The sequence below is a fragment of the Sphingomonas sp. genome (assembly GCF_036677245.1).
In the GTDB taxonomy this organism is placed as follows: domain Bacteria; phylum Pseudomonadota; class Alphaproteobacteria; order Sphingomonadales; family Sphingomonadaceae; genus Allosphingosinicella.
In genome coordinates this window covers 19,239-41,934 of sequence record NZ_JAKFCG010000042.1, presented here as the reverse complement: position 1 = coordinate 41,934, position 22,696 = coordinate 19,239, and the positions used below count along the sequence as shown (strand labels likewise).

General features: G+C 66.1%; 20 protein-coding genes and 1 pseudogene. 9 read left to right on the top strand and 12 right to left on the bottom strand.

Annotation, left to right across the window (positions count from 1 at the left end):
- Positions 1-310, top strand: a pseudogene (gene glnA / locus V6M48_RS04345) (glutamine synthetase); the annotation flags it as partial.
- A 54-nt stretch (positions 311-364) separates the two neighbouring features.
- Here the strand turns inward: glnA and V6M48_RS04340 are convergent.
- The 4 genes from V6M48_RS04340 to V6M48_RS04325 all read right to left on the bottom strand — a co-directional run bounded on the left by V6M48_RS04340 (position 365) and on the right by V6M48_RS04325 (position 8,420).
- A complete protein-coding gene (locus tag V6M48_RS04340) occupies positions 365-1,768 on the bottom strand; it encodes an amino acid permease (protein ID WP_332811298.1) in 1,404 nt (467 codons plus the stop codon).
- 95 nt (positions 1,769-1,863) lie between these two features.
- Positions 1,864-6,036 (bottom strand): translocation/assembly module TamB domain-containing protein, encoded by a 4,173-nt coding sequence (locus V6M48_RS04335; RefSeq protein ID WP_332811297.1) that lies wholly within the window; start codon positions 6,034-6,036, stop codon positions 1,864-1,866.
- A complete protein-coding gene (locus V6M48_RS04330) occupies positions 6,036-8,066 on the bottom strand; it encodes an autotransporter assembly complex protein TamA (RefSeq protein WP_332811296.1) in 2,031 nt (676 codons plus the stop codon). Before V6M48_RS04330 ends, V6M48_RS04335 begins: the two co-directional genes overlap by 1 nt.
- A 141-nt stretch (positions 8,067-8,207) precedes the next feature.
- Positions 8,208-8,420 carry a hypothetical protein gene (locus tag V6M48_RS04325; protein ID WP_332811295.1) on the bottom strand — a complete coding sequence of 71 codons (213 nt, stop codon included), beginning with the start codon at positions 8,418-8,420 and terminating at the stop codon, positions 8,208-8,210.
- A 222-nt stretch (positions 8,421-8,642) separates the two neighbouring features.
- Here V6M48_RS04325 and V6M48_RS04320 point away from each other — a divergent pair, with 222 nt between their 5' ends.
- The gene (locus V6M48_RS04320) at positions 8,643-8,816 is read left to right on the top strand and encodes a hypothetical protein (protein WP_332811294.1); all 174 of its coding nucleotides are present in this window, start codon (positions 8,643-8,645) and stop codon (positions 8,814-8,816) included.
- A gap of 41 nt (positions 8,817-8,857) precedes the next feature.
- On the opposite strand, the gene V6M48_RS04315 is transcribed toward V6M48_RS04320, so the two are convergent.
- Positions 8,858-9,505, bottom strand: coding sequence for a S24 family peptidase (locus V6M48_RS04315; RefSeq protein ID WP_332811293.1), 648 nt, complete (start codon positions 9,503-9,505; stop codon positions 8,858-8,860).
- Between the two features lie 89 nt (positions 9,506-9,594).
- Here V6M48_RS04315 and V6M48_RS04310 point away from each other — a divergent pair, with 89 nt between their 5' ends.
- Positions 9,595-9,801 carry a hypothetical protein gene (locus V6M48_RS04310; RefSeq protein ID WP_332811292.1) on the top strand — a complete coding sequence of 69 codons (207 nt, stop codon included), beginning with the start codon at positions 9,595-9,597 and terminating at the stop codon, positions 9,799-9,801.
- Positions 9,802-9,820: 19 nt separating this feature from the next.
- On the opposite strand, the gene V6M48_RS04305 is transcribed toward V6M48_RS04310, so the two are convergent.
- On the bottom strand, positions 9,821-10,591 hold the full coding sequence (locus tag V6M48_RS04305) for a hypothetical protein (protein WP_332811291.1): 771 nt from the start codon (positions 10,589-10,591) through the stop codon (positions 9,821-9,823).
- A gap of 95 nt (positions 10,592-10,686) precedes the next feature.
- Positions 10,687-11,889 (bottom strand): TIGR04063 family PEP-CTERM/XrtA system glycosyltransferase, encoded by a 1,203-nt coding sequence (locus tag V6M48_RS04300; RefSeq protein WP_332811290.1) that lies wholly within the window; start codon positions 11,887-11,889, stop codon positions 10,687-10,689.
- Positions 11,890-11,973: 84 nt separating this feature from the next.
- Between V6M48_RS04300 and V6M48_RS04295 the strand changes: the two genes are divergently transcribed.
- Both V6M48_RS04295 and V6M48_RS04290 read left to right on the top strand, forming a co-directional pair.
- Entirely contained in the window at positions 11,974-12,159 is a 186-nt protein-coding gene (locus V6M48_RS04295; RefSeq protein WP_332811289.1) for a hypothetical protein, read from the top strand.
- On the top strand, positions 12,152-13,510 hold the full coding sequence (locus tag V6M48_RS04290; protein WP_332811288.1) for a putative O-glycosylation ligase, exosortase A system-associated: 1,359 nt from the start codon (positions 12,152-12,154) through the stop codon (positions 13,508-13,510). Before V6M48_RS04295 ends, V6M48_RS04290 begins: the two co-directional genes overlap by 8 nt.
- Before the next feature lie 123 nt (positions 13,511-13,633).
- On the opposite strand, the gene V6M48_RS04285 is transcribed toward V6M48_RS04290, so the two are convergent.
- The gene (locus tag V6M48_RS04285; protein ID WP_332811287.1) at positions 13,634-14,194 is read right to left on the bottom strand and encodes a type 1 glutamine amidotransferase domain-containing protein; all 561 of its coding nucleotides are present in this window, start codon (positions 14,192-14,194) and stop codon (positions 13,634-13,636) included.
- 222 nt (positions 14,195-14,416) lie between these two features.
- Here V6M48_RS04285 and V6M48_RS04280 point away from each other — a divergent pair, with 222 nt between their 5' ends.
- The 3 genes from V6M48_RS04280 to V6M48_RS04270 all read left to right on the top strand — a co-directional run bounded on the left by V6M48_RS04280 (position 14,417) and on the right by V6M48_RS04270 (position 17,148).
- The gene (locus V6M48_RS04280) at positions 14,417-15,424 is read left to right on the top strand and encodes a DNA topoisomerase IB (protein WP_332811286.1); all 1,008 of its coding nucleotides are present in this window, start codon (positions 14,417-14,419) and stop codon (positions 15,422-15,424) included.
- Positions 15,424-16,638 carry a mechanosensitive ion channel family protein gene (locus tag V6M48_RS04275; RefSeq protein WP_332811285.1) on the top strand — a complete coding sequence of 405 codons (1,215 nt, stop codon included), beginning with the start codon at positions 15,424-15,426 and terminating at the stop codon, positions 16,636-16,638. The genes V6M48_RS04280 and V6M48_RS04275 overlap by 1 nt, the downstream gene beginning before the upstream one ends.
- Before the next feature lie 132 nt (positions 16,639-16,770).
- Positions 16,771-17,148 carry a YkvA family protein gene (locus tag V6M48_RS04270; protein WP_332811284.1) on the top strand — a complete coding sequence of 126 codons (378 nt, stop codon included), beginning with the start codon at positions 16,771-16,773 and terminating at the stop codon, positions 17,146-17,148.
- 34 nt (positions 17,149-17,182) lie between these two features.
- Here the strand turns inward: V6M48_RS04270 and V6M48_RS04265 are convergent, their stop codons facing one another.
- Positions 17,183-18,472 (bottom strand): polyhydroxyalkanoate depolymerase, encoded by a 1,290-nt coding sequence (locus V6M48_RS04265; RefSeq protein ID WP_332811283.1) that lies wholly within the window; start codon positions 18,470-18,472, stop codon positions 17,183-17,185.
- Positions 18,473-18,747: 275 nt separating this feature from the next.
- Here V6M48_RS04265 and V6M48_RS04260 point away from each other — a divergent pair, with 275 nt between their 5' ends.
- Entirely contained in the window at positions 18,748-20,523 is a 1,776-nt protein-coding gene (locus tag V6M48_RS04260; protein ID WP_332811282.1) for an ABC transporter transmembrane domain-containing protein, read from the top strand.
- A gap of 292 nt (positions 20,524-20,815) precedes the next feature.
- On the opposite strand, the gene V6M48_RS04255 is transcribed toward V6M48_RS04260, so the two are convergent.
- From V6M48_RS04255 to V6M48_RS04245, 3 genes are all read right to left on the bottom strand, one after another.
- Positions 20,816-21,244, bottom strand: a complete 429-nt coding sequence (locus V6M48_RS04255; protein WP_332811281.1) for an ExbD/TolR family protein — start codon at positions 21,242-21,244, stop codon at positions 20,816-20,818.
- A 23-nt stretch (positions 21,245-21,267) separates the two neighbouring features.
- Positions 21,268-21,762 carry an ExbD/TolR family protein gene (locus tag V6M48_RS04250; RefSeq protein WP_332811280.1) on the bottom strand — a complete coding sequence of 165 codons (495 nt, stop codon included), beginning with the start codon at positions 21,760-21,762 and terminating at the stop codon, positions 21,268-21,270.
- A gap of 84 nt (positions 21,763-21,846) precedes the next feature.
- Positions 21,847-22,647 (bottom strand): MotA/TolQ/ExbB proton channel family protein, encoded by an 801-nt coding sequence (locus V6M48_RS04245; protein WP_332811279.1) that lies wholly within the window; start codon positions 22,645-22,647, stop codon positions 21,847-21,849.
- Positions 22,648-22,696: the final 49 nt, after the last annotated feature.

Sequence of the window (22,696 nt, the reverse complement as noted above, 5' to 3'; positions counted from 1 at the left end):
CCCGTATCTGGCTTATGCCGCGATCATGATGGCGGGTCTGGACGGCATCCAGAACCGGCTCCACCCGGGCGAGGCGATGGACAAGAACCTCTACGATCTGCCGCCGGCCGAGCTTGCCACCGTGCCCACGGTGTGCGGCAGCTTGCGCGAGGCGCTCGAATCGCTCGAGGCGGATCGCGCGTTCCTGACCAAGGGCGACGTCTTCTCCGACGATCAGATCGACGCCTATGTCGAGCTCAAATGGGCCGAGCAGATGCGGTGGGAAACCACCCCCAGCCCGGTCGAATATGACATGTACTATTCGGGCTGACCAAGCTCGGATCGAACAGGCCGGGGGGAGCAGTCTCTCCCCGGCCTTTTTCTATCAGCGGTCCAGCCGGCTCCGCCGGCTGCCATAGAGGCCGTAAACCCCGAGGCCGATCGCGTTCCAGGCCAGGAAATAGAGCTGCGTCTTCTGCGGCAGGCTTGCGAACAGATAGAGGCAGCCGAGGATCGCGATGATGCCGACCGGCCAGGCGGCGGGGGTGCGGAACAGCCGAGCTTGACCCGGCGCGCGCACCCTCATGATCAGCATGCACAAGGCGACGGCGATGAACGCGGCCAGCGTTCCGGCATTGGCGAGCGCGGCAATCTCATCGATCGGCAGCAGCCCGGCGATCACCGCAACCAGCAGCGCGGTGATCAACGTGATCCGCACCGGCGTGCCGCGGCGCGAGACCTTGGCGAGCGCGATCGGCAATAATCCGTCGCGCGCCATCACGAAGAAGATCCGGCTCTGGCCGTAGAGGAAGGCGAGCAGCACCGTTGGAAGCGCGATCACCGCCGAAGCGGCAAGATAGGTCGCGGCGCCGCTTTGGCCGAGCGCGCGCAGGATCAGCGCCAGCGGCTCCGGCGTGTTCGCAAAGCGCGTGAAATGGAGCGCGCCCACCGCAGCGACCGCAACCGCCATGTAGATGATGACGCAGGCGACCATCGAGCCGACGATGCCGACGGCAAGATCGCGGCCGGGGTTCTTGGCTTCCTCCGCGGCTGTCGCGATCGCGTCGAAGCCGTAGAAGGCGAAGAAGATGATCGCCGCCGCCGCCATCACCCCGCGCTCGACGCCGTCGCCGCTCATCGACTTGGCGAAACCATAAGGCATGAACGGCTTGAGATTGGCGGGATCGAAATAGGGCAAGGCCACCGTCACGAACACCACCAGAGCCACGATCTTGACGATCACGAGCAAGGCATTGAGCGTCGCGCTTTCACGCGTGCCGAGGATCAGCAGGCCCGCCACCACGAAGATGATGAACATCGCTGGGAAATTGGCGATGCCGCCAAGCTCCGGCCCGCGCGCCCATTGCAGCGGGAATGATAGCGCGCCCTCGAGCAGTGGCGTCGCATAGCCGGACCAGCCGACCGCGACCGCGCTCACCACCAGCGAATATTCGAGGATCAGGCTCCAGCCGATGATCCAGGCGACGAGCTCGCCGATCACGACATACGAATAAGTGTAGGCACTGCCCGAGGCGGGGATCATCGTTGCCATCTCGGCATAAGCGAGCGCGGCGCAGGCGCAGATCAGCCCGGCGACCGCGAACGAGACGATCACCGCCGGGCCGGCGCGGTCGGCGCCGACCCCGATCAATGTCAGGATGCCGGTGCCGACGATCGCGCCGACCCCAAGCGCGACGAGGTGCGGCCACCCGAGGCTTCGCCGCAGCCGGTGGTCGGGATGCAGATCCCCACTATCGAGATTGGGCTTCCGGGCATTCCAGCGCGCCATCTTATTCCCTTTTTGCGCCTGCTGATGATCGTTCGAGCTATCTTAGTCGCTGCATTGCCTTTGAGAAAAAGCCGGCGCCGCCTTTCCGCGATGCTCTAATAATCCTTGGAGATACGCGCGTTGACGCTCTGCCGGCCCATCGTCGAGATCGTCGAGAGGAGCGAGAGCCAGCGCGTGATCTGATATTCGAGCCGCGTCGCCGAATAGCCGCGGGTGTCGGTGATCACCTCCACATAGACCCGGCGGCCGATATATTTGCCCGCCGCGATCGACGTGCCCTGGCCGGTCGCGATGTCGGCGGGGAGGATGCGCAGCCGGTCGAGCCCGATCGCGCCGCGGACCGCGTTGATCGGGTCGAGCCCTCCCCCGCTGTTGTTCAGCGCCGCGACGGCCGAGGCGAGCTGCAGCGCCTCAGGCGCGGAGAGGTTGGTGATCGACGTTCCGAACAAAAGCCGGCTGAGCAGCTCGTCCTGCGGCATCGCCGGAGTGCTGGTGAAGCTGATCTCCGGCTTTTGCCCGCGGCCGGTGACGTGGATCGTGGCATTGATCCCCTGGATCCCGCCTTCGGCGATGATGTCGAGGATCGGGTTCGGCGGGCTTTCGCCGACGAAACGGATCGTGCCGCGCTCGAGATCGAACCTGCGGCCGGCGAAATCATAGGTTCCGCGCACCAATGTCGCCGAGCCGGTGATCCGCGGCTCGGCGACCGTGCCGCCGATCTTAAGCGCCGCGCCCCACTCGCTGTTGATGCCGAGCCCGGTGACTCGCAGCCGGTTGCGCGCATTGACGCTGAGGTCGAGCCGCCACGGCGCGCCAGGCTGCGGCGGAGGCGGCTCGTCGTCCGGCCGGTTGATCTCGCGGACGTCGAGGCGCGGCACCTGCGCGGCGGCGGTCGCGGCGCCGAGCCTGAAGCTGCCGGTGACCATCCGCACCTCGCCCGAGATCACCCCGCCCGAGCCGTCCGATTTGATCCTGATCGGCCCGGTGACCTGCGCCTTCAGATCGTCGCGGTCGATCAGCTGCGCTGCTTCGGCCTCGATCGCGAGATCGATGCCGAAGCCGCGCGCGGAGGCCAGATCGAAGCTGCCGCGGCCTGCCACCGTTCCGCCATGCTTGGTCGTGCCGCTGAAGCTGTCGAGCACCAGCCGCGATCCGCCGAAGCGGCCGCTCGACTTGAAATTCTCGATGACGGTGCCGATCACCGGGCTCTCGAGCCGCGCACGCTCGGTCCGCAGCGACCCGCGGATGGCCGGGTCCTGGAGCGTCCCGCGCGCATCGGCACCGACCGCGACCGGGCCGCTGATGTCGATCAGCTCGATCCCGGTCAGGCGCCACAATGTATCGGCCGGGCCGTTGTAGCGGAGCTGCGCGAACAGCGGTGCGCGCGCCAAACGGTCGACCAGGCCGCCGGCGCCGGCGATCGGCGAAATCCGCGCCTGTGCGCGCCCGATCGTCTTGCCCTCGCTCACCGCCACCGCGCGCATCGCCGCATTGGCGCCGTCGAGCCTGGCGGTGAGGCCGACATCGACCGGTTTCGAGGCGAGCACGAGCCCGGCGCGCGTCAGGCCGCGGATGCGCAGATTGACGTCGCCCACCGGCGGCCCCCCGCCATCACCCCCCGCTCGGTAATTGAGCGTTCCCGACGCGATTCCGCCGAGGCCGAGCCGCGGGTAGGCGATGTCCAGCACGGTCAGCGGCATCGCCTCGAGGCGCGCGCCGATCTCCATACGGCTCGATCCGAACAGACCGGCGACGTTCGCCGTGCCGCCGGCGAAGCGCAGCGACGTCGGGGCAAGCCGCCAGCCGCCGCCTTCGCGCGTGAATTGCGCCGGTTGCGAAAGCACGATCGGGCGGCCGTCCACCATCCCGCTGCCGCTCAGCCGGATGCTGCCCGGCGTTACTTCCGCGGCTGTCGTGAAGCTGAAGTTGCGCCCCCGGGCGCCGGCCAACGTTGCCCGGATCTGGCCGCTGCCGCCGCGCAGTCGAACGGTCGCGTCGAGATTGGCGAGGGAGAGGGTGCCGCGGCTGAGCCCGCGCACACCGATCGTTGCGTCGATCGACGTGCCGTTCGGATCGAGCAGCGCGACGGCATCGAGCTGGCCGCGGCGGATCGACAGCGGCGGCGGTCCCGCAAATTTTGCGTCCTGCGCCGTCAAATGCGCCTCGATACGCTGGAGGCCGCGCAACGGACTGAACGAGAGACGGCCATCGAGGCCGCCACCCGCCACGTCGAGAGTTCCGAAAAAGCCGCCGGGGTCCGAACGAAGGCTCCCGCTCGCAGTGGTGCCGGAGACGTTCAGCGCCGCGATCTGGATCGTTGCGGCACGGCCCGCCGGGAGCAGGATCGCGCCGCGCGAGGTGAACGGTCCCAAGGTGGACCGGCCCGACGCCCGGTAGGCGAAACCCTGCGCATTCGGATCGAGGCTGAGCAACACGTCGGCAAGGCCGAGGCTGTCCATCGGCCGCTTGAGCCGGATCATCAGCTTGGGCCGGTCGATCCGCCCGTCGAGCGTCAGCGCCAGCGGACCATATTGCCGTTGCGTGCCCGCTCCCTCGAAATGGAAGGTGCCGTCACGCCGCCGATAGCCGTTGCCGGCGATCCTGATCGCCGGCCCGGTCAGCCTCAGGTTACGGAAATGGATGACGCCATCGGCGCCGCGCACGAGGTCGGTCTCGATCTGCGGCAAGCCGCCGGCGAGCCCGGCCAGAAACTTGTTGTCGAAGCGGCGCACCCAGGCGCGTCCCCGGCCGGTGATCAAAGTCCCGCGCCCCGGGGCAGGCACCACCTTGAGCTCGGTGGTCACGTCGACGATGCCGAGGCCGGGGATCAGATAGCGGGTCAGGCCGCCCGACAGCACGATATCATAGCGACCGGTCCGCAGGTCGACGAGCAGGCTGACCTTGCCCTTGAGCTTGTCCGAGGTCAGCGCGAGCCCTTCGCCGGTCAGCCTCTGGGCCGTGACCTGCAGCACGCCGCGCATGCCGAGATTGGCAAGGATCCCGCCGGCCACCGCCCCGACCCCGGTGACGCGGCGTGCGCTGAGCCGGATCGGTACCCTCAGTGGAGCGCGCGACAGGCGCCCGCGGCCTTCGGCGCGCAGATCGTCGAACCCGGTCGCATCGAAGGCGACGCGCGGTGCGGTCAGCCGATAGGCGAAATTCGCCTGGCCGAACGGCCCGTTGAGCAGCAATGTCAGCCGTACGCCACGGCCGGTCATGTTGGTGAACAAGGCCGGCGGGCGAAGCAAGTCGACGCCGATGCGAACGCCATCGAAGCTGCTCGTGGCGAGATCGATCACGCCTGCGCCCGCGATCTTCAACGCCTGCGAACGCAGCGACAGGCGGGTGTCGAGCCGCCGATCCTCGAGCGTCGCGTCGGCCGCAAGATCGATGCGCGGGCTGGTCAGGCGGGCACCCTTGCCGGTGAGGAACTGGCCGGGCGCGAGCTGCCCCGCGAGGCTGTAGCGTCCTTGGCGCGCCCGCAGCGCGAGCCGTGCCGTCGGCCGTCCGGAGAGATCGAGCGCCGCGCGGCCGGCCCAGGCGGCCCAATCGCCGTCGCCCTGCACCACCAGCCGGATCGGCCGCTTGGTGCCGACGATCGCGCCGGTAACGCTGCTCGCCGGCGCGTCGAGGCGCACGTCGAGGTCAAACTTCTTGCGATCGGGTTCGGCGTCGAGCGCGACCGCGAGCCGCTCGCCGCCGCGCACCGAGGCTGCGAGATGGATGATTGCGCGGCCTGAACGGATGTCGGCGTCGCCGACCAGCCGCGCGACCCTGCGCTCGCCAGTAATGCTCTTCTCGAACCGTAGCTGTTCGATCTCGAGCCGCCCGATCCTGATGTCGAAGCCCGGCAGGATCGGGCCCGGCGTCTTGCTCGGCCGGAGCTTGGGCAGGCGGTGGATGATCACCAGCTCGGAGGTCAGCTCGTCGATCGCCAGCCGGTTCGCCACCCAGGCCGTCGGGTGCCAATCCACTTCGATCAAAGATGCTTCGGCAAACAAGCCGCGCGGATCATAGACTCGCACGTCGCGGAGTCGGGTCGAACCCCAGATCGAGCCTTCGATACGGCCGATGCGGATCTTGAGCCCCGACACGGGGCTGATCTCGGCGATGCGATCGACCAGGAAGCGATGACCGGGCGCGGTGTCGAGGAAGGCGACCAGGGCACCGACGGCGAGGACGAGGCCGGCGAGCAATCCGAGCGCGATCCGAGTGATGCGCCTGCGCCAGCGGCGGGAAGCGCGGATCGGGCCCTGCTCCTCTTCCATCAGAAGGCCTGGCCCAGCGAGACGTAGACGGCGATGCGCGGCTCGCCGGATCGACGTGCGATCGGCGTTCCGACATCGAGGCGGATCGGCCCGAAATTGCTGTGGTAGCGCACGCCCAGGCCCGTGCCGAAGCGAAGATTGTCGAGATGCGGCAACGGCGAGGTGTAGATGTTGCCGGCATCGACGAACGGGACGATGCCGAAATTGCCGAAGCGGATTCTTGCCTCGAGCGCAAATTCGGCAAGGCTGCGGCCGCCGATCGGATCGTTGAACACGGGATCGCGCGGCCCGAGGTCCTGATAGCCAAAACCGCGCACCGAGCCGCCGCCGCCCGCGTAGAAACGGCGGGAGGGCGCAATCCGATCACGGCTCGATCCGACGATCGTGCCCAGGCGCGCGCGTGCGGCGATGACGACCCGGGTCGAGACCGGCTGATAGAAGCTGCCGTCGATCTGCGCGCGGGCATAGCCGAATGCGCCATCTTGCAGCGACAGCTCGGGCGAAAGCCGGCCCGACAGCCGGAAGCCCGCGGTGGGATCGAGCAGATCGTTCGATCCGTCATAGCTGAGCGTCGCCGGCAAGGCGGCGATCAGGAAGGTGCGGCGGCGCGTCGTCGCAGTGTCGACGTCGACGTCCTTCTCGTCGCTGGCGATCAGCTCGGTGCCGAGCGACCAGGTCCATTTCTTCTGCCAGACGATGTTGGTCTGGCGTTCGATGCCGGCGCCGATCTGCACGGTGTGCGCCTCATAGGCATCCTGGTCGACGTTGCTCACCGCCGCCTGCGCGGTCAGCACCTGGTCGCGCCTCCGGAAGTTGTTCTGGCGAAGCGTCGCACCGACCAGCTGCTCGCGCGTGCCGGCGATGCCGCGGATCGTCACCGCGCCTTCGGGCTTGATCAGATTGCGGTGCTGCCAGCTTGCTTCGACGCGCAGACCCTCGCCGGTCCCGTAACCGACCTCGCCGGCGACCGTGCGCGGCGGCGCCCGCTCGAGCGTCACCGCAATGTCGACGACGTCGCTCCCCGCCCGCGCCACCGGCCGTATCGTCGCCGACGAGACCAGCCCAGTGGCGATCAGCGCGCGCCGCAGATCATCGACGCGGGAGGCCTCGTAGCGGTCGCCCGGGCGGAAGCGCGCGATCGTCTGGACGTGGCGGGCGCCGAACAGCCTCTTTCCCTCGACGACGATCCGGCCGAACTGCCGCCGGCCGTTGGGGCGGACCGGGAGCTCGAGCACGGCGGTGCGGCTCTCATGGTCGACGACGATGTCGCGCGGGCCGACCTCCGCAAATGGATAGCCGCGTTCGCCGAGCGCGAGGTTGAGCGCTGCCTCGCCGGTGATCACACGCCCCGCTTCGACGGCATCCTTGGGCTTGATCGCGAACGCCTCGCGCAGCGCGGCCGCATCCTCGCCGGCCTGGTCGAGCCCTGGCAGACGGACCTCGGAGAAATGATAGAGCGGGCCGGGATTGGCGGTGAGCGTCACGAGCACCCGCTCCCCCCTCTCCTCGGCTTCGACCTTGGTGTCGACGCCGGCGTCATAATAGCCGCGGGCACGCAGCAGCTCGGCGAGCAGCTCGGCATCCTCGCGCGCGCGGCGATCGATCTGCGCGGCATTGGCGGGATCGTCGCGGTTCGCCTCGAGCGTCGACAATTGGTTGAACTGATCGGTCAGCGCTTCGCGATCGATTTCCTCCAGCCCCTCGAGCCGAAAGCGGTACGAGCGCACCAGCGCTTCCTCGGCGATCGACGTGTCCGGTGTTTGGGAGATCGTCGCGTCCGGCTTTTCCCCGGCCGGCTGATCCCCGCGAGGCTGGTCCTGGCCCGGCTGGTCCCTGGCCGGCTCGTCGCCCAGCGTCGGCCAGTCGACGCCGAGCCCCGGCATCGGATCGAGCGGCGCGGAAGGATCGAGCGGCGCGTTGAGATCGCCTCCCCCTTCCACGCCTTGCGCAGCCGCCCGATCGAGGGCCGAGAAAAGCGCAGCAGCGGCCAATGCGGCCGTCACACACCGCCGCATAGCGACTTGCAACATCGGGGGAATCTAGCGGCGGCAACCATCCTCCGCCAGCGCAGAATGCCGGCGCTGAATGGAGATCGCGCCGCTTTGGCGAATGAGGAGCAGGGCCGCCCTTGCTCGTCCTGTCCCAGCGGCGCCGACGGCCGTTAAGATCGGCTAGTGGATCGTTCCCGGCGGGTCCTTGACGCCGAGCATTTCGATCGTGCGCTCGACCTGCCGCCAGCGGCAGAAATGGATGACGTTTCCCACGATCCGGCTCTTGTCCGCGCGCGACGCCGCTTCGATCCGCGCATGCTCGCCAAAGCGCGCGATCAGCTCATTCGCGTCGGTGAGTGCGGCGCGATCGATGGGATGGACTTGGTTGTGCAATTTCCGACCCTGGCTTGTCTGTCTGGATCGTCGCTCTAACCTGTGTTTCCCTAAAAAAGTGGCGCGCCAGCGTCGTGAACGCGCAATTTACCAAAGCCGGCCCGAGACTTTGCCCAAGACTTTGATCGTTTCCGGCTGAAGCAGCCTGAAACGTGAAGCAAAGTCTCAACACATTGAATCAGGCTCTGGCGATCATGCCAACGAACTGCCATGGCGCGGATCATGAAAGGGACAGGCAGCAAGCGGCCGCGTGCAGGCGGAGCTCTCCTCGCGATCGCGATCGTTCTCGGCACGCTGGTCGGCGCGGTCGTCCGCCAGACGAGCCTCGGCTTCCTTGCCGGAGCCGGGCTCGGCTTGCTGCTGCTCGGGCTCATGTGGCTCAGCGACCGGCGCTAAACTGGGTTCCGCGTCCAGCGCCTATCCCTTCCGGCGGGCGATCAGGTGATCCGACGCCCCGCCCACACCACCCTTCCGATCACGTCGATTGAATCCAGCTCGCACTCCGGCCAGGTCGGATAGGCCGCATTGTCGCTTTTGATCGAGACGCGGCGGCTCGACGGGTTGAGCGCCAGTCGTTTGACGATCAACGCCTCGTCGATCCGCAGCACGTAGATGCCGTCGCGCAGTCGTTCCCCGATGCCCGCGCAGTCGACCAGGATCTCGTCGCCGTCCGCAAGGGTCGGAACCATCGAATCGCCTTCGACACGGATGATCGACAGCCGCTGCGTATCGCCCTGGACGAGGCCGCGCAGCCATTTCTGGTCGAAAGCGAAGTGCGCCCGTGGGCGCTCGTCGCCGCCGATCGCGCCGGCCCCGGCGGCCGCTTCGATGTCGAGCCGCGGAACGACGATCAGATCTGCTTCGGTCCGCGCGGCGTCGGCGGGCGGCCCGCCTAGCAGCTCATCCGGCACGCTGAAATAGCGCGCCAGCAGCCGCCGGTCCTCCTCCGCCAACCGCTTCGGCACCCCGCGTTTGATATATTGCTGCACGTAAGCGGCGTTGCGCCCGATCAGCCGCGACAGGCTGGCATAGTCCTCCCCGCGCTCGTCGATCAGGCGCTGCAATGCTGCGCGTGGATCCGCCATGATCCTTCCATATCGGTAGGAATTTCCCTAGACAAGTAGGAAATGCATGATCAAGGAACAGAAAGGAAACAACGACTCGCTGAGAGAAGATGAGCCTGCTGCGGCGTATCGAGCTTTATCTGAAGCAGAGCGGCACCGCGCCGGCGAGGTTCGGCCGCGATGCGGTCGGCGATCCCAACCTGATGCGTGACTTGCGCAATGGGCGCGAGCTGAGGGCGCGGACGGCGGAGCGCCTCACCGCCTTTCTCGCAACTTGGGAAGCGCGGGATGCCGCGCCTCGATCGACTTCGGAGTGAGAGACTTCGCCGCGTGCCGTCAGCGGCGGCCGGCCATCCGCTGCAGCTCGTCGAGCGCCGCCTGAAGCCGGTTGTCGGCAGGTTCCGCCGGAGTTCCCGGCGCCGCGGCGGCAAGTGGCCATTCGCAAGCCGCAAGCCCGGCATCCAGCCGCTCGATCAGGTTCGAGACGCTTTCACCGCGCCCGTCGGGCAACGGCAGCCGGGCCATCAGCGCTTCGGTGCTGATGTCCTGATCTTCTTCGTCCGCCATCTGGTCGTCGCGCAGTTCGAGCATCGCCCCGTCAGCTTGGTCGTCAGCTTCCTCGTCGTGCGCCGGTGCGGGCGCTTCGCTTCGCTCGATCTCATCCGCCGCGTCGATCGCGATGGGCTCGTCCGCTGCGGCATTCGCTTGAGCCGATGACCAGGGCGTCGGCATCCCGATGTCTTCTGCTCGATGCCCGGGCACCGTGGCTGCCATATCGAGCCAGCTCGAATCGGGGACGAGATTGTCTTCGCCAGGCTCGCCAAGATCGGAGCCGGCGAAGATCGGCCGGCGCAGCGGAGCATCGGGATGGGCATCGGCACGACGCACGCGCGGCGCCAGCCACTCCGGCTCCGGCACGATTTCCGTCCGGCGTCTTCCTACCCCGTCGAGCCCATTGAGCAGCAGCCAGACCGAGATGAAGCTGACCGCTGCCCCGACCGCCATGACCGCCAGGCGCGCGGTGCTGCCGAGCGGCGGCTGCGCGGCCGACAGGATCAGCGGAAGGCCCGCACCGTCTATCAGCGAGGCAAAAAGATCGGTCGGCATCGCAAAAACCGCGAAAGCCACAGAACAGGCCGCGAAAGCGGCAATTGCGGCGTTCAATGCACTTGCACCGCCTCTTGGAATTCTTTTCATCACGATCACAGCGCCTTGCCGGTCAATCTTTGGTAAGCAGGAATATAACGCGAAATATTTGACGACCAGTTACGATCGCGTTCGACAAAGGCGTGCGCGTCTTCGCGGCGCTGCTCCCAGCCCGAGCGGTTGGCGAACAAAGTGTCGAGCGCGGCGGCAAGCGCGGCGGGATCGCCGGCCGGAAACAAGGTCCCGGTCACGCCGTCCTCGATCAGCTCGCGGTGGCCGCCGACGTCGGAGGCGGCGACCAGCTTGCGTTGGGCCATGGCCTCGAGCGGCTTGAGCGGTGTCACCAGTTCGGTGAGGCGCATCGCCTTGCGTGGGTAAGCGAGCACGTCGATCAGGCTGTAGTAGAGCTCGACCTGCTCGTGCGGCACGCGGCCGATGAAGTGAATTCGCGCCGCGGCGGGCGATGCCAATGCCTGCGCTTTGAGCTTTTCTTCCATCGGGCCGCCGCCGACGAGCAGGAGATGGGCCTGCGGGCGCTTGGCGAGCAGCAGCGGCATGGCCGCGATCAGGTCGTCCAATCCCTCATAATCGTAGAAAGAGCCGATGAAGCCGACGACGTCGGCGCCGGTGAGCCCGTGGCGGTGCGCAAAGGCCGGATCGGGCGCAAGCGGATTTCCGAACATGCTCATGTCGACGCCGTTTGGCGCGACGATGATTTTCTCCGGCACGATCCCGCGGCTGACGAGATCCCTGCGCAGCCCCTCGCAGATCACGGCCACCGCATCGGCGTGGCGCGCGGCATGGGTCTCGAGCATCCGCGTGGCGCGGTAGCGGAGCGAATTTTCCTTGCCGGTGCCGTTGCCGACCGCCGCATCCTCCCAGAAAGCGCGAATCTCGTAGAGCAAGGGCAGCCCGCTCCTCTTCGCGATCCGCAGCGCGGCAAGCGCATTGAGCACCGGCGAATGGACGTGGAGCTGATCGGGCCGCCACTCGCCGATGAAGCGCTCGAGCCGCGCCGCCAGCGCTTGTATCTCGCGCCATTCGCGCAGCGGCGACTTTCCGCCCGTGATGGCCGGAGTGCGATGAAAGGTGATGCCTTCGCACGTCTCTGGGTCGGGTCCCGGCTTGAAATGCCGCGGCCCGGTGAGGCACGCGACCTCCCAGCCCCGTGCCATCTGCGCCTTGACGATGGCGCGCGTGCGGAACGAATAGCCGCTGTGCAGCGGCAGACTATGATCGAGAATGTGCAAAATGCGCATGCGCTTGCTCTCGCACGACAACCTTAACGGCCCGTCAACCGAGTGCCCTTAAGGACGGCCCATGACGCGGTCGGGGTTCCTTCGATGATCGACAATTTCGCGCTCGCGCTGAGCCACGGATTGCTGATCCTGGCCGCGTGGCGGCTACTGTCGCGTCCCGATCTCGACGATGATGGCGCGCAGGCCGCAGATCCCGGCGGGTGGCGCCCGTTGCTGAAGACGCCGTTCCGTAAGCCGAAAGCCACGCGGGGAGACCGCGCCGGTGCGTGATCTTTTCTTCGTCGGCTTCCTGGCCGCACTGCTGGCGCTCGGCCTCAAGCGTCCGTTCCTGTTCGTCCTCGCTTACGCTTACGTCGACATCGTCGCGCCGCAGCGCCTGTCCTATTATCTTCTCAACAGCATCCCGATCTCGCTGATCGTCGCGGCGCTGGCGATCGGCGGCTGGCTGGTCGCCGACGACAAGCGCGATTTCCGGGTCATGCCGCGCCAGTGGCTGATGATCCTGCTGCTAATCTATGCCGGCGTGACGACGATCTATGCCGATTTCCCGGTGGACGCGCTGACGAAGTGGGATTGGGTGTGGAAGGCGATGGCATTCGCCATCTTCCTTCCGTTCACCTTGCGCACCAAGCTGAGGATCGAAGCCTATCTTTTGTTCATGACGCTTTCGGCCGGGGCGATCATCATCGTCGGCGGGCTCAAGACGGTCGCGTCGGGCGGCGGCTACGGCGCGCTCAACCTGATGGTCGACAACAACAGTGGCCTCTACGAGGGCAGCACGATCTCGACCGTGGCGATCGCGCTTGTCCCGATCATCCTCTGGCTGGCGCGGTTCGGCACCATCTATCCGCGCGACTGGCGGGTGCGGACCTTCGCCTACTGCCTGGTCTTCGCGTGCCTCTTGATCCCGGTCGGCACCGAAGCGCGTACCGGACTGGTCTGCATCGCGATGCTCGTGCTGCTCACCTTGCGCGATGTGAAGCGGCGCCTCGTCTATGTGGGGGTGATCGGCTTTGTCGGCTTGGCGGCGCTGCCCCTGCTTCCGCAAAGCTTCACCGGCCGGATGGAGACGATCCAGAGCTACCAGGCCGATCAATCGGCAAGCACGCGCCTCGCCGTCTGGGGCTGGACCCTCGACTATGTGGCCGATCATCCGTTCGGCGGCGGCTTCGACGCCTACCGCCAGAACACATTGCGCGTGAAGATGGTGAGCGGAGCAGGATCGGCGACCCAGGTGATCGACCAGCAGCTCACCGAGGACAAGGGCCGCGCCTATCATTCGAGCTATTTCGAGATGCTCGGCGAACAGGGTTATCCCGGGCTGCTGCTCTTCCTGATCATCCACATCACCGGGCTGGTGCGGATGGAGGTGCTCCGCCGGCGATACCGGTCCGCCGACGAGAGTGATGCGTGGATCGCGCCGCTCGCCTCGGCGCTGCAGCACGCGCAGATCATCTATCTCGTCGGGTCGGTGTTCGTCGGCATCGCTTTCCAGCCGTTCGTCTACATGCTGCTCGCGGTGCAGATCGGCTTCGATGCCTATGTCACGCGGCGCGATCGCGCCCGGCGCCCAAATCCTTTCGCGCCAGCGCGCGCCACGCGGGCGCCCGCCGAGGCTTGACCTCATCGGACGCCGCGCGGCTTAGAATGATTTCAAGTCGGGTGGGATCACCTGACGACTCGGAAATCACGGCAAACAAAGAGAATTAGACTCAGCCCCGGTTCAATCAAACCGGGGTTGGGTCTAAACCGCTTCGAGCGGCGCTTCGACGCTTTCGACCAGCTTGATGAACGCCTCGGTGAAGGCGGGGATGTCGCCGGGGTTGCGGCTGGTGACGATATTGCCGTCGACCACCGCCTCCTTGTCGACGACGTTGCCGCCCGCGTTGCGCAGGTCGGTGCGGATCGAGGGCCAGCTCGTCACCGTCCGGCCGCGCACGACGTCGGCCTCGACCAGCAGCCACGGGCCATGGCAGATCGCGCCGACCGGCTTGCCGGCATCGGCGAACTTCTTGACGGTGTAGACGACCAGCTCCTCCATCCTCAGCCGGTCCGGATTGCGCGTGCCGCCGGGCAGCAGCAGGGCGTCATAATCCTGGCTGTCGACCTCCTCCATCAGCAGGTCGGGCTTGATCTTCCTGCCGGGCTGGTCGCCCTTCTCCCCCTGGATCTCCTTGGTCTCGAGCGACGCGAGGGTCACGGAGGCGCCGCGATCGAGCAAAGTCTGGCGCGGTTCGAACAGCTCCGATTCCTCGAAGCCGTCGGTGGCGATGATCAGGATCTTGGCGTCGGCGATGTTGGGCATGTGACTCCTCCTGGTTGATCCTTAGACAGTTTCGCGGCGCCTCGCATCCGGCGATCCGCGACAAACCGCAGGCTATCGCGCCATTCCGATCGCCTCAGCTGCGCTGCACCGCGCCGGAATTGCGAAAAACGGACCAAGTTCAACAACCTCCGCCGCATCGGCGAGGTTCCGGAACGAAGCGGCGGCGTGACGCTTTATCGGGCTGTCAGGAAAGGAAACTGGATGCTGTGTTTTGTCGATGACGCAATGCCCGGGATCACACGCAAGCGTCGCGGCCGATATTGGATGTATTTCGATTCCGAGGGCAATCGCATCAGCGACCGTGAAGAGATCGACCGGCTGAACCGCATCGGCCTGCCGCCGGCCTATCGCGATGCGTGGCTCTGCCCCTCGCCGCACGGCCACATCCAGGCGGTCGGCTATGACGCCAAGGGCCGGAAGCAATATCGCTATCACGAGGAGTTCCGCGCCCAGCAGGACGCGGCGAAATACGATCGCTGCGCAAGCTTCGGGCGAGCGCTTCCAAAGCTGCGCGAACGGGTCGACCAGGATCTCGCGAAGCGCAGCCTCAGCCGCGACGCGGTGGCCGCCGCTATCGTCCGCCTGCTCGATACCGAGTATTTGCGGGTCGGCAACGAGGCTTACGCGCAGGAGAATAAGAGCTTCGGCGCCACCACATTGCGCGCGCGCCACGCGAAGGTGCTCGGCCGGAGCGTCAAGATGCGTTTCACCGGCAAGCACGGTATCGTGCGCGAGCTCACCATCACCGATCGCAACCTCACTCGCCTCGTCCGCCGTTGCCACGATCTCCCCGGCCAACACCTCTTCCAATATGTCGACGATGCCGGCGTGGCGCAGCCGGTCACTTCTTCGGACGTCAACGCCTATATCAAGGAGGCGATGGGCGAGGAGTTCACCGCGAAGCATTTCCGCACCTGGGGCGCGAGCGTGATTGCGTTCGAGCAGCTCTGCGCAGCGGGGGATCGCGGCATTACGATGAAGCAGATGCTCGAGCCGGTTGCCGCCGCGCTCGGCAACACGCCTGCCATCAGCCGCAAGTCCTATGTCCACCCCGCGCTGATCGAAGCGGTCAAGACCAATTCTCGCGACCCGCTCGGGCAGTTGCAGTGTCCACGTCCGACGAAGTATCTGAGCAGCGCCGAACGCGGGCTCATCCTCTTCCTTGAAGCCGGCGCGGCAGAAACAGAGACGGAAGCGAAAGCCGCCTGATGATCAATCAAACTACTGTTCCCCGGCCTGGCGCTGCCGCGCAGGATATCTCGCAGCGTGTTGTCGGGCTTGTCCATGAAATATCGGTCTGGATCGCGGGCAACGCGATCGGAATCCTGATCGCTGCCGCGATCGGGACGTTCATCGCGCTGGTTCTGCTTGGCCTGCGTGGGATCGGCTGCCGGATCATCCGGCAGGGCGCGGACAACCTTCATTGGCGCCTGATCTTCGCCCGAGCGCTGGCGAAGACGCACCTCCTGTTCATCATCCTCTGTTCGGCGCAGCTGGTCGCCGAACATGCCAATACGCCGACCGCGTTGCGGCAGCTCATCCAGTTCCTGTTCGTGATCGCCGCGTCGCTGCAGGCGGCGATATGGGCGCGCGAGCTGATCCTCGGCTTCGTCGAGCACCGCGTCGGCCCGGAGGCGGATCGCACCACCTTGGGCTCGGCGACCGGGATCATCCGCTTGCTGGTGAGCGTCGCCTTGTTCGCGATCGCGATCATCCTCATCCTCGACAATCTCGGCGTCAACGTCACCGGCCTCGTCGCCGGCCTCGGCATCGGCGGCATCGCGATCGGCCTGGCGGCGCAGGGAATATTCTCGGATCTGTTCGCCGCGCTGGCGATCATTTTCGACAAGCCGTTCCGCAAAGGCGACAACATCCGGTTCGAGAATATCAACGGCAACGTCGAGCGCATCGGCCTCAAGACGACGCGCGTCCGGGCATTGACCGGCGAGCAGATCATCGTCTCGAACACCAATCTGCTCAACAAGCAGCTCCACAATTTCGCCAATCTCGAGCGCCGCCGGATGACCCTCATGCTGGGGCTGATCTGCCAGACTCCGCCCGAGGTGTGCGCGCGCCTGCCGGACATCCTGCGCCGCATCGTCGAGGCGCACGACAACACCTCGATGGTGCGCGCCGGAATGGTCGGCTTCGGCGCCTCGACGCTCGACTTCGAACTGGTGTTCGACGTCCACAGCACCGATTATGATGTCGTCTTCGACACCCGCAGCGCGATCTGCATCGCGATCCTCAAGACGTTCAACGAAGCCGACATCCAGCTCGCCTATCCGTCGCAGACAAGCTTCACCGCCGCGCCCGACGGAACGTTGATCATGCCCTATCCAGACGTGAAATTGCTCGCGACCGACGATCTCGATGAAGCCGATAACGAGACCGGAGAAAAGGCGCCGACGGCACGCGGCTAGGCTCGATTCTCCTGCACACCTTGCAACATCGGCTATGCTCTCGAGCGGCTCCGCCGCCGGACCGGATTGAGCCTTTGCGCTGGCGGCGGGACGTGCGATGTGTGTCCGCCGGCGAGGAGACGCGATGTGCCGGTGGGAAACAGAGATACGTCGCTGCTCCACAGACTGCGCATCGACGTCCATGCCGCGTGGCTCGCGGCGCGCGACCGCAGGACGCCCTGGTACGCGCGTGCCTTCGGGCTGTTCATCACCGCTTATGCGCTTTCGCCGCTCGACCTCATTCCCGATTTCATCCCGGTGCTCGGGCTGCTCGACGATGCGCTGCTGATCCCGCTCGGCCTGTGGCTGTTCACCAGGATGCTGCCACCCGGCCTGTTCGACGAATGCCGCGCCGAGGCCGAGCGCGTCTCGCAGGAGCCGCGGTCGTGGGTGGGCGCGCTGATCATCGTCTGCCTGTGGCTGGTCGCCGCAGCGTTGCTCTACCGGCTCCTGGCATCCGCCTATAATTGACCGTCGGCGCCGCCGGCCACCGGTCGCACGACCTTCACGCCTCGAGTGATTTCAAGTCAGGGGAATCGCCTGACGGCTCGGAAATCACGGAAAACAAAGAAATATGAGACTCGTGCGCGGCGATCCACTGCTCGACCACCGGCGCGATCGTGTCGCGCCATTTGCTGCCGTTGAAGATGCCGTAATGGCCGACGCCTCGCGCGAGATGATAATGTTTGAGACGGTCGTCGAGGCCGGTCGAGATCGCCAGTGCCGCCTTGGTCTGTCCCATGCCTGAGATATCGTCGCGCTCGCCTTCGATCGCGAGCAGCGCGATATCCTTGATCGCGGCCGGATCCACCCGACGGCCGCGATGCATCAGCTCGCCCTTCGGGAGAAGGTGGCGCTGGAAGACGACGTCTATCGTCTGCAGGTAGAATTCGGCGGTCATGTCGCAGACCGAGCGATATTCGTCATAGAAGCGCTTGGTCGAATCGGCGCTCTCCCCGTCCCCGGCGACGAGATGCTTGAACATCTCCCAGTGGCTGGTGAGGTGGCTGCCCAGGTTCATCGTCATGAAGCCGGCGAGCTGGAGGAACCCTGGGTAGACCGCACGGCCCGCGCCGAGATAGCCGTAGGGGATCGTGGCGATGACGTTGCGCTGGAACCAGGCATGCGGCCGGTCGATCGCGACATCGTTGACGGCGGTCGGCGCCTCGCGCGTGTCGATCGGCCCTCCCATCATCGTCAGCGTGCGCGGCCGTGCCGGATGATCGTCCTCCGACATGATCGCCGCGGCGGCATAGCTCGGCACCGACGGCTGGCAGACCGCGAGCATGTGCGCTCCGGGGCCGATGTGGTCGAGGAATGCGATCAGATAGTCGATATAGTCGTCGAGGTCGAAGCTCCCCTCCGAGACCGGCACCAGCTTGGCGTCGGCCCAGTCGGTGATGAAGACATCGTGCTTGGGCAGCATCCGTTCGACCGTGCCGCGCAGCAATGTCGCATAATGGCCGGACATCGGTGCAACGATCAGAAGGCGTGGCGAGCCTTCGACGCCCTCGCGCGCGAAATGCTTGAGGTCGCCGAACGGCTTGCTCAGCACCACTTCCTCGCGGACCTCGACCTCGCGGCCATCGACGATCGTCGTCGCGATGCCGAATTCGGGCTTGCCGCGCGCCGCCGAGGCATGGGCGAAAACATCGAGTGCCGACGCGACGATCGGCCCCATGCCGCTATAGGCGAAGGGATTGGCCGGGTTCTGCATCCAGCCGGCACCGATATTGGCGAGCGCGCTCGCCCCGGCAAGCATCGAGCGCTGCATTTCATACGCGTCGTAGAGCATCGGACCTCCAGATGGTGCTGCACTGCAATAGGGTCAACCTTGCTCGATGCGCCAGTGTTTCCTGATCGGACAGTCAATCGAACGACGGGTGGCGCCCCATTGAGCCCGTTACCACTCGCTGCTAGAGCTTTTCTCGGCGGTCGGGCAGGAGCGCTGGACGCACGACATGTGGGGGACATGTCCGCTCCTTTGCGACGGGAAAGCGCTCCACGATGATCAACGATTGCGCGCTGCACGAGATTCCCTGCGGCTCGAAAAGCATCTAGGGCGCAGCCATGAGTGACGTGAGCGCCGAACTGCCGCCCAGCAAAAGGCTCGGCAACCTGTCGATGGTGTGGCGGCACGCGGTCCGCTATCCGTTCCGCATCGCGGCCGCGGCCGCCGCGCTCCTCACCGCCGCGGGTGCCACGCTCGCCATCCCCATGGGGCTGCGGCAGGTCATCGACAAAGGCTTCGTCGCGCAGGGCAGCGACATCAGCGCTCATTTCTATTTTCTGCTCGGGATCGTCGTCATCCTCGCGCTCGCAAGCGCGGTCCGCTATTATTTCGTATCCTGGCTTGGCGAACGGGTGGTCGCGGACCTCCGCAACGCGGTGCAGGACAATCTGGTGCGGCTCGAGCCCGCTTTCTTCGAGGAAAACCGACCATCGGAGATCGCATCGCGAATGACGTCCGACACATCGGTCGTGGAGATCGTTGTCGGCTCCACAGTCTCGGTCGCGCTGCGCAACCTGGTGATGGGTATTGGCGGCATCGTCTATCTGTTCACGCTCGCGCCGCTTCTCACCGCGGCCTTGCTGGTCGGCATTCCGGTGATCATCCTCCCGATCGTCCTGATGGGGCGCAAAGTGCACGCGGCGTCGCGTGCCAGCCAGGATCGCATCGCCGACATCGGCGCGATGGTGGCCGAGACCTTGGGCGCGATGAAGATCGTCCAGGCATTCGGCCAGGAGCGGCGCGAAGCCGCCCGCTTCCGGCAAGCTGCCGAGACCGCTTTCGCGACCGCCCGTAAGCGCGTCTTCCTGCGGGCGATCATGACCGCCTCGGTGATCGGGCTGATGTTCGGCTCGATCACCCTGGTGATGTGGCAGGCGGCGCTGGACGTCGCCTCGGGCAAGCTCAGCGGAGGGACGGTTGCCGCTTTCGTCGTGACCGGGGCGCTCGTCGCGGGTGCATTTGGCGCCCTGACCGAAGTCTATGGCGAGCTGCTGCGCGGCGCCGGTGCCGCCGGCAGGCTCGCCGAGCTGCTCGCGCAGGTGCCGCGGATCAAGGCGCCGCCGCATCCGGTCGCTTTGCCCACGCCGCCGCAGGGAACGATCCGCTTCGACCACGTCACCTTCCATTATCCGACCCGCAAGGAGGTCAAGGCGCTCGACGATTTCAGCCTCGCTGTCGGCCGGGGGGAGCGGCTCGCCTTGGTCGGGCCATCCGGCGCCGGCAAGACGACATTGTTCCAATTGGCGCAGCGTTTCTACGATCCGGACGAAGGCACGATCGAGATCGACGGCGTCGACCTTAGAACGGCCGATCCCAGGGACGTCCGCGCGCGCATCGCGATGGTGCCGCAGGAGACGATCATCTTTGCCGCCAGCGCGCGCGACAATCTGCGCTACGGCCGCTGGGAGGCGGACGACGAGGCGCTGTGGCAAGCCGCCGAAGCGGCCAACGCGGCCGAATTCCTCCGCCGCCTGCCTGAGGGCCTCGACACTTTCCTTGGCGAAGGCGGAGCGCGGCTGTCCGGCGGCCAGCGCCAGCGCATCGCCATCGCGCGCGCATTGCTGCGCGACTCGCCGTTGCTGCTGCTCGACGAGGCGACATCGGCGCTCGACGCGGAATCGGAGCGGCTGGTGCAAAGCTCGCTCGAGACCTTGATGCGCGGCCGGACGACGATCGTCATCGCACATCGCCTGGCGACGGTCAGGTCGGCCGACAGGATCATCGTCCTCGACCACGGCAGGATCGTCGAGGAAGGCACGCACGACAGCCTCAACGCCAGCGGCGGTCTCTACGCACGGCTGGCACGCCTCCAGTTCGAAGGGCTCGCCGCCTGAAGCCCGCGCGATCGGCACGAGCGGATTGACAGCGGCCGACGGGCCGCCGCCGAAGTGCGGAGATCAGGACCCATGCCGTGCTCCGGCGGCCGGAATGATCCCCGCGGCTTGAGCGGAAACACTGCGTCCATGGGAGGCACTCGGGGCTGGAGCGGAACGGCGCGCACACCTCGCACGATGCCACGGAGCCGTCAGCGCGCCGGAGCGCAAAGGCCCGATGTGCGGGCAGATGCCACAAAAAAAGGGCGGCCCGAGGACCGCCCTTTTCTTTGTCTGTCAGCTTAAAGGCCGGTCAGAATTCCGAATAAGCCTCGTTGCCGACGAAGCCCATCTTGGTGATGTTGGCGCGCTTGGTCACCGCGAGCACTTCATCGACCAGTTCGTAGCGGGCGTCCGGCTCCGGCTGGAGATGGAGTTCCGGAACCGGGTTCATCGTCGTGGTGATGTTCAGATACTGACGCAGCCTCACCAGGTTCACCGGCTCGGCGTTCCAATAGACGTGGCCCGATTTGCTGATGATCACCTTGTTCTTGACCGGATCGACCGGCGGCTTCGGCTGGTCCTGCTGATCGACGGGAAGGTCGAGCTTCACCGCGTGGGTCTGAATGGGAATGGTGATGATGAGCATGATGAGGAGCACCAGCATGACGTCGATGAGCGGCGTCGTGTTGATGTCCAGCATCGGCTCGCCTTCAGCCAGTCCGCCAGAGGTCATTGCCATTGAAATCTACTCCTGGATTACGTTCAAAGACGCTGTACCGCGACGCTGCCCGGGGGTGGCTCGGAAATGAAGCCGACCCGTGCGAAGCCGGCGCGCTGCATGGTGAAGATCGCGCCGCCGATGCAGCGGTAGGGCGTGTCGACGTCGCCGCGGATATGCGCCTCCGGCATCGTCTCCTGGGTGACGTTCTGCGCGCCGCCTTGGCGCTTGATCTCATCCTCGAGCTTCTTGACCGCAAGGTCGAGCAGCTGCGCGGAATTGACCCTTTTCAGCTGCCAATAGATTTCGCATTCGCCCCTGCTGTTCCCGCGAACGGAGAGCAGGACGTTCTCGGGCTTGGTCTGCGTTGGCTCGAACTGCACCTTGGGCAGCGTGACCTCCACGGCCTGGATCACGACAGGAATGGTGATCAGGAAGATGATCAGGAGAACCAGCATGACGTCCACGAGAGGCGTCGTGTTGATCTCCGACATCGGTGTCTCTTCGTCGCCGTCGCCCGGTCCGACACTCATGGACATAAAATTATTCCTATCTAATTCGTTATCGGTCGCGCTGGCTGGGCAGCGGGGGGAGCCGCGACGTGCGGCTCCCCTTTTGCCGACTTAGATCTTCTTCGGGCCGGGGTTGGTCATGCCGGTGGCGGTGCCGCTGGCGGTGGTGCCGCCGGGGCTCGCAGCACCGGGACGAGCGGCCGCGGCCGCAGCTGCGCCGGCAGTGACCGGCTTCACCGTCCCGCCCGACATCATGTAGCCGTGCAGGTCGTTGGAGAAGCGGGCGAGCTCTTCGAGCACCGCCTTGTTGCGGCGCATCAGCCAGTTGTAGCCCATGACCGCCGGAACCGCGACGGCGAGACCGAGCGCGGTCATGATCAGCGCTTCGCCGACCGGACCGGCGACGACGTCGATCGAGGCCTGGCCGGAGGCGCCGATCTTCACCAGCGCGCGGATGATGCCGACGACGGTGCCGAACAGGCCGACGAACGGCGAGGTCGAGCCGACGGTGGCGAGCAGCGCGAGGCCGCTGCTGAGACGCGAGGCGATCGCGCCCTGGCTGCGGGCCAGCGAGCCGAGCATCCAGTCATGCTGGTCGATCGGATCGGTCAGCTTGGTGTGCTGCTCCTGGGCAAGGATGCCGTCATCGACGAGCTGGCGATAAGCGCTGTTCTTGTCGAGCTTGCTCGCGCCTTCGCGCAGGTTGGCCGACTGCCAGAAGGTTGTTCGCGCTCGTCGCCCCTGGTTGAAGATCTTCTGCTGTTCGAACAGCTTGGTGAAGAGGATGTACCAAGAGGCGGCGGACATCACCACGAGGATGATGAACACGGCCCAGGCCAATACGCCGCCCTGCTCGAGGGCTGCCATAAGGCCATAGGGATTTTCTGCATGGGCTGCTGCGGGGGTCGTCATGATGTAAACTTTCCTCTCATATCCGAAAAAATGAATGCCTGTTTCGAGA

Excerpts from the sequence above, each read along its gene's own strand:
- V6M48_RS04310 (WP_332811292.1), top strand. The coding sequence starts at position 9,595 with ATGAGCCTGCTGCGGCGTATCGAGCTTTATCTGAAGCAGAGCGGCACC.
- V6M48_RS04285 (WP_332811287.1), bottom strand. The coding sequence starts at position 14,194 with ATGCCCAACATCGCCGACGCCAAGATCCTGATCATCGCCACCGACGGC.
- V6M48_RS04260 (WP_332811282.1), top strand. The coding sequence starts at position 18,748 with ATGAGTGACGTGAGCGCCGAACTGCCGCCCAGCAAAAGGCTCGGCAAC.
- V6M48_RS04320 (WP_332811294.1), top strand. The coding sequence starts at position 8,643 with ATGAAAGGGACAGGCAGCAAGCGGCCGCGTGCAGGCGGAGCTCTCCTC.
- V6M48_RS04330 (WP_332811296.1), bottom strand. The coding sequence starts at position 8,066 with ATGTTGCAAGTCGCTATGCGGCGGTGTGTGACGGCCGCATTGGCCGCT.
- V6M48_RS04265 (WP_332811283.1), bottom strand. The coding sequence starts at position 18,472 with ATGCTCTACGACGCGTATGAAATGCAGCGCTCGATGCTTGCCGGGGCG.
- V6M48_RS04275 (WP_332811285.1), top strand. The coding sequence starts at position 15,424 with ATGATCAATCAAACTACTGTTCCCCGGCCTGGCGCTGCCGCGCAGGAT.
- V6M48_RS04335 (WP_332811297.1), bottom strand. The coding sequence starts at position 6,036 with ATGGAAGAGGAGCAGGGCCCGATCCGCGCTTCCCGCCGCTGGCGCAGG.
- V6M48_RS04250 (WP_332811280.1), bottom strand. The coding sequence starts at position 21,762 with ATGTCCATGAGTGTCGGACCGGGCGACGGCGACGAAGAGACACCGATG.
- V6M48_RS04245 (WP_332811279.1), bottom strand. The coding sequence starts at position 22,647 with ATGACGACCCCCGCAGCAGCCCATGCAGAAAATCCCTATGGCCTTATG.
- V6M48_RS04255 (WP_332811281.1), bottom strand. The coding sequence starts at position 21,244 with ATGGCAATGACCTCTGGCGGACTGGCTGAAGGCGAGCCGATGCTGGAC.
- V6M48_RS04340 (WP_332811298.1), bottom strand. The coding sequence starts at position 1,768 with ATGGCGCGCTGGAATGCCCGGAAGCCCAATCTCGATAGTGGGGATCTG.
- V6M48_RS04315 (WP_332811293.1), bottom strand. The coding sequence starts at position 9,505 with ATGGCGGATCCACGCGCAGCATTGCAGCGCCTGATCGACGAGCGCGGG.
- V6M48_RS04280 (WP_332811286.1), top strand. The coding sequence starts at position 14,417 with ATGCTGTGTTTTGTCGATGACGCAATGCCCGGGATCACACGCAAGCGT.
- V6M48_RS04305 (WP_332811291.1), bottom strand. The coding sequence starts at position 10,591 with ATGCCGACCGATCTTTTTGCCTCGCTGATAGACGGTGCGGGCCTTCCG.
- V6M48_RS04300 (WP_332811290.1), bottom strand. The coding sequence starts at position 11,889 with ATGCGCATTTTGCACATTCTCGATCATAGTCTGCCGCTGCACAGCGGC.
- V6M48_RS04295 (WP_332811289.1), top strand. The coding sequence starts at position 11,974 with ATGATCGACAATTTCGCGCTCGCGCTGAGCCACGGATTGCTGATCCTG.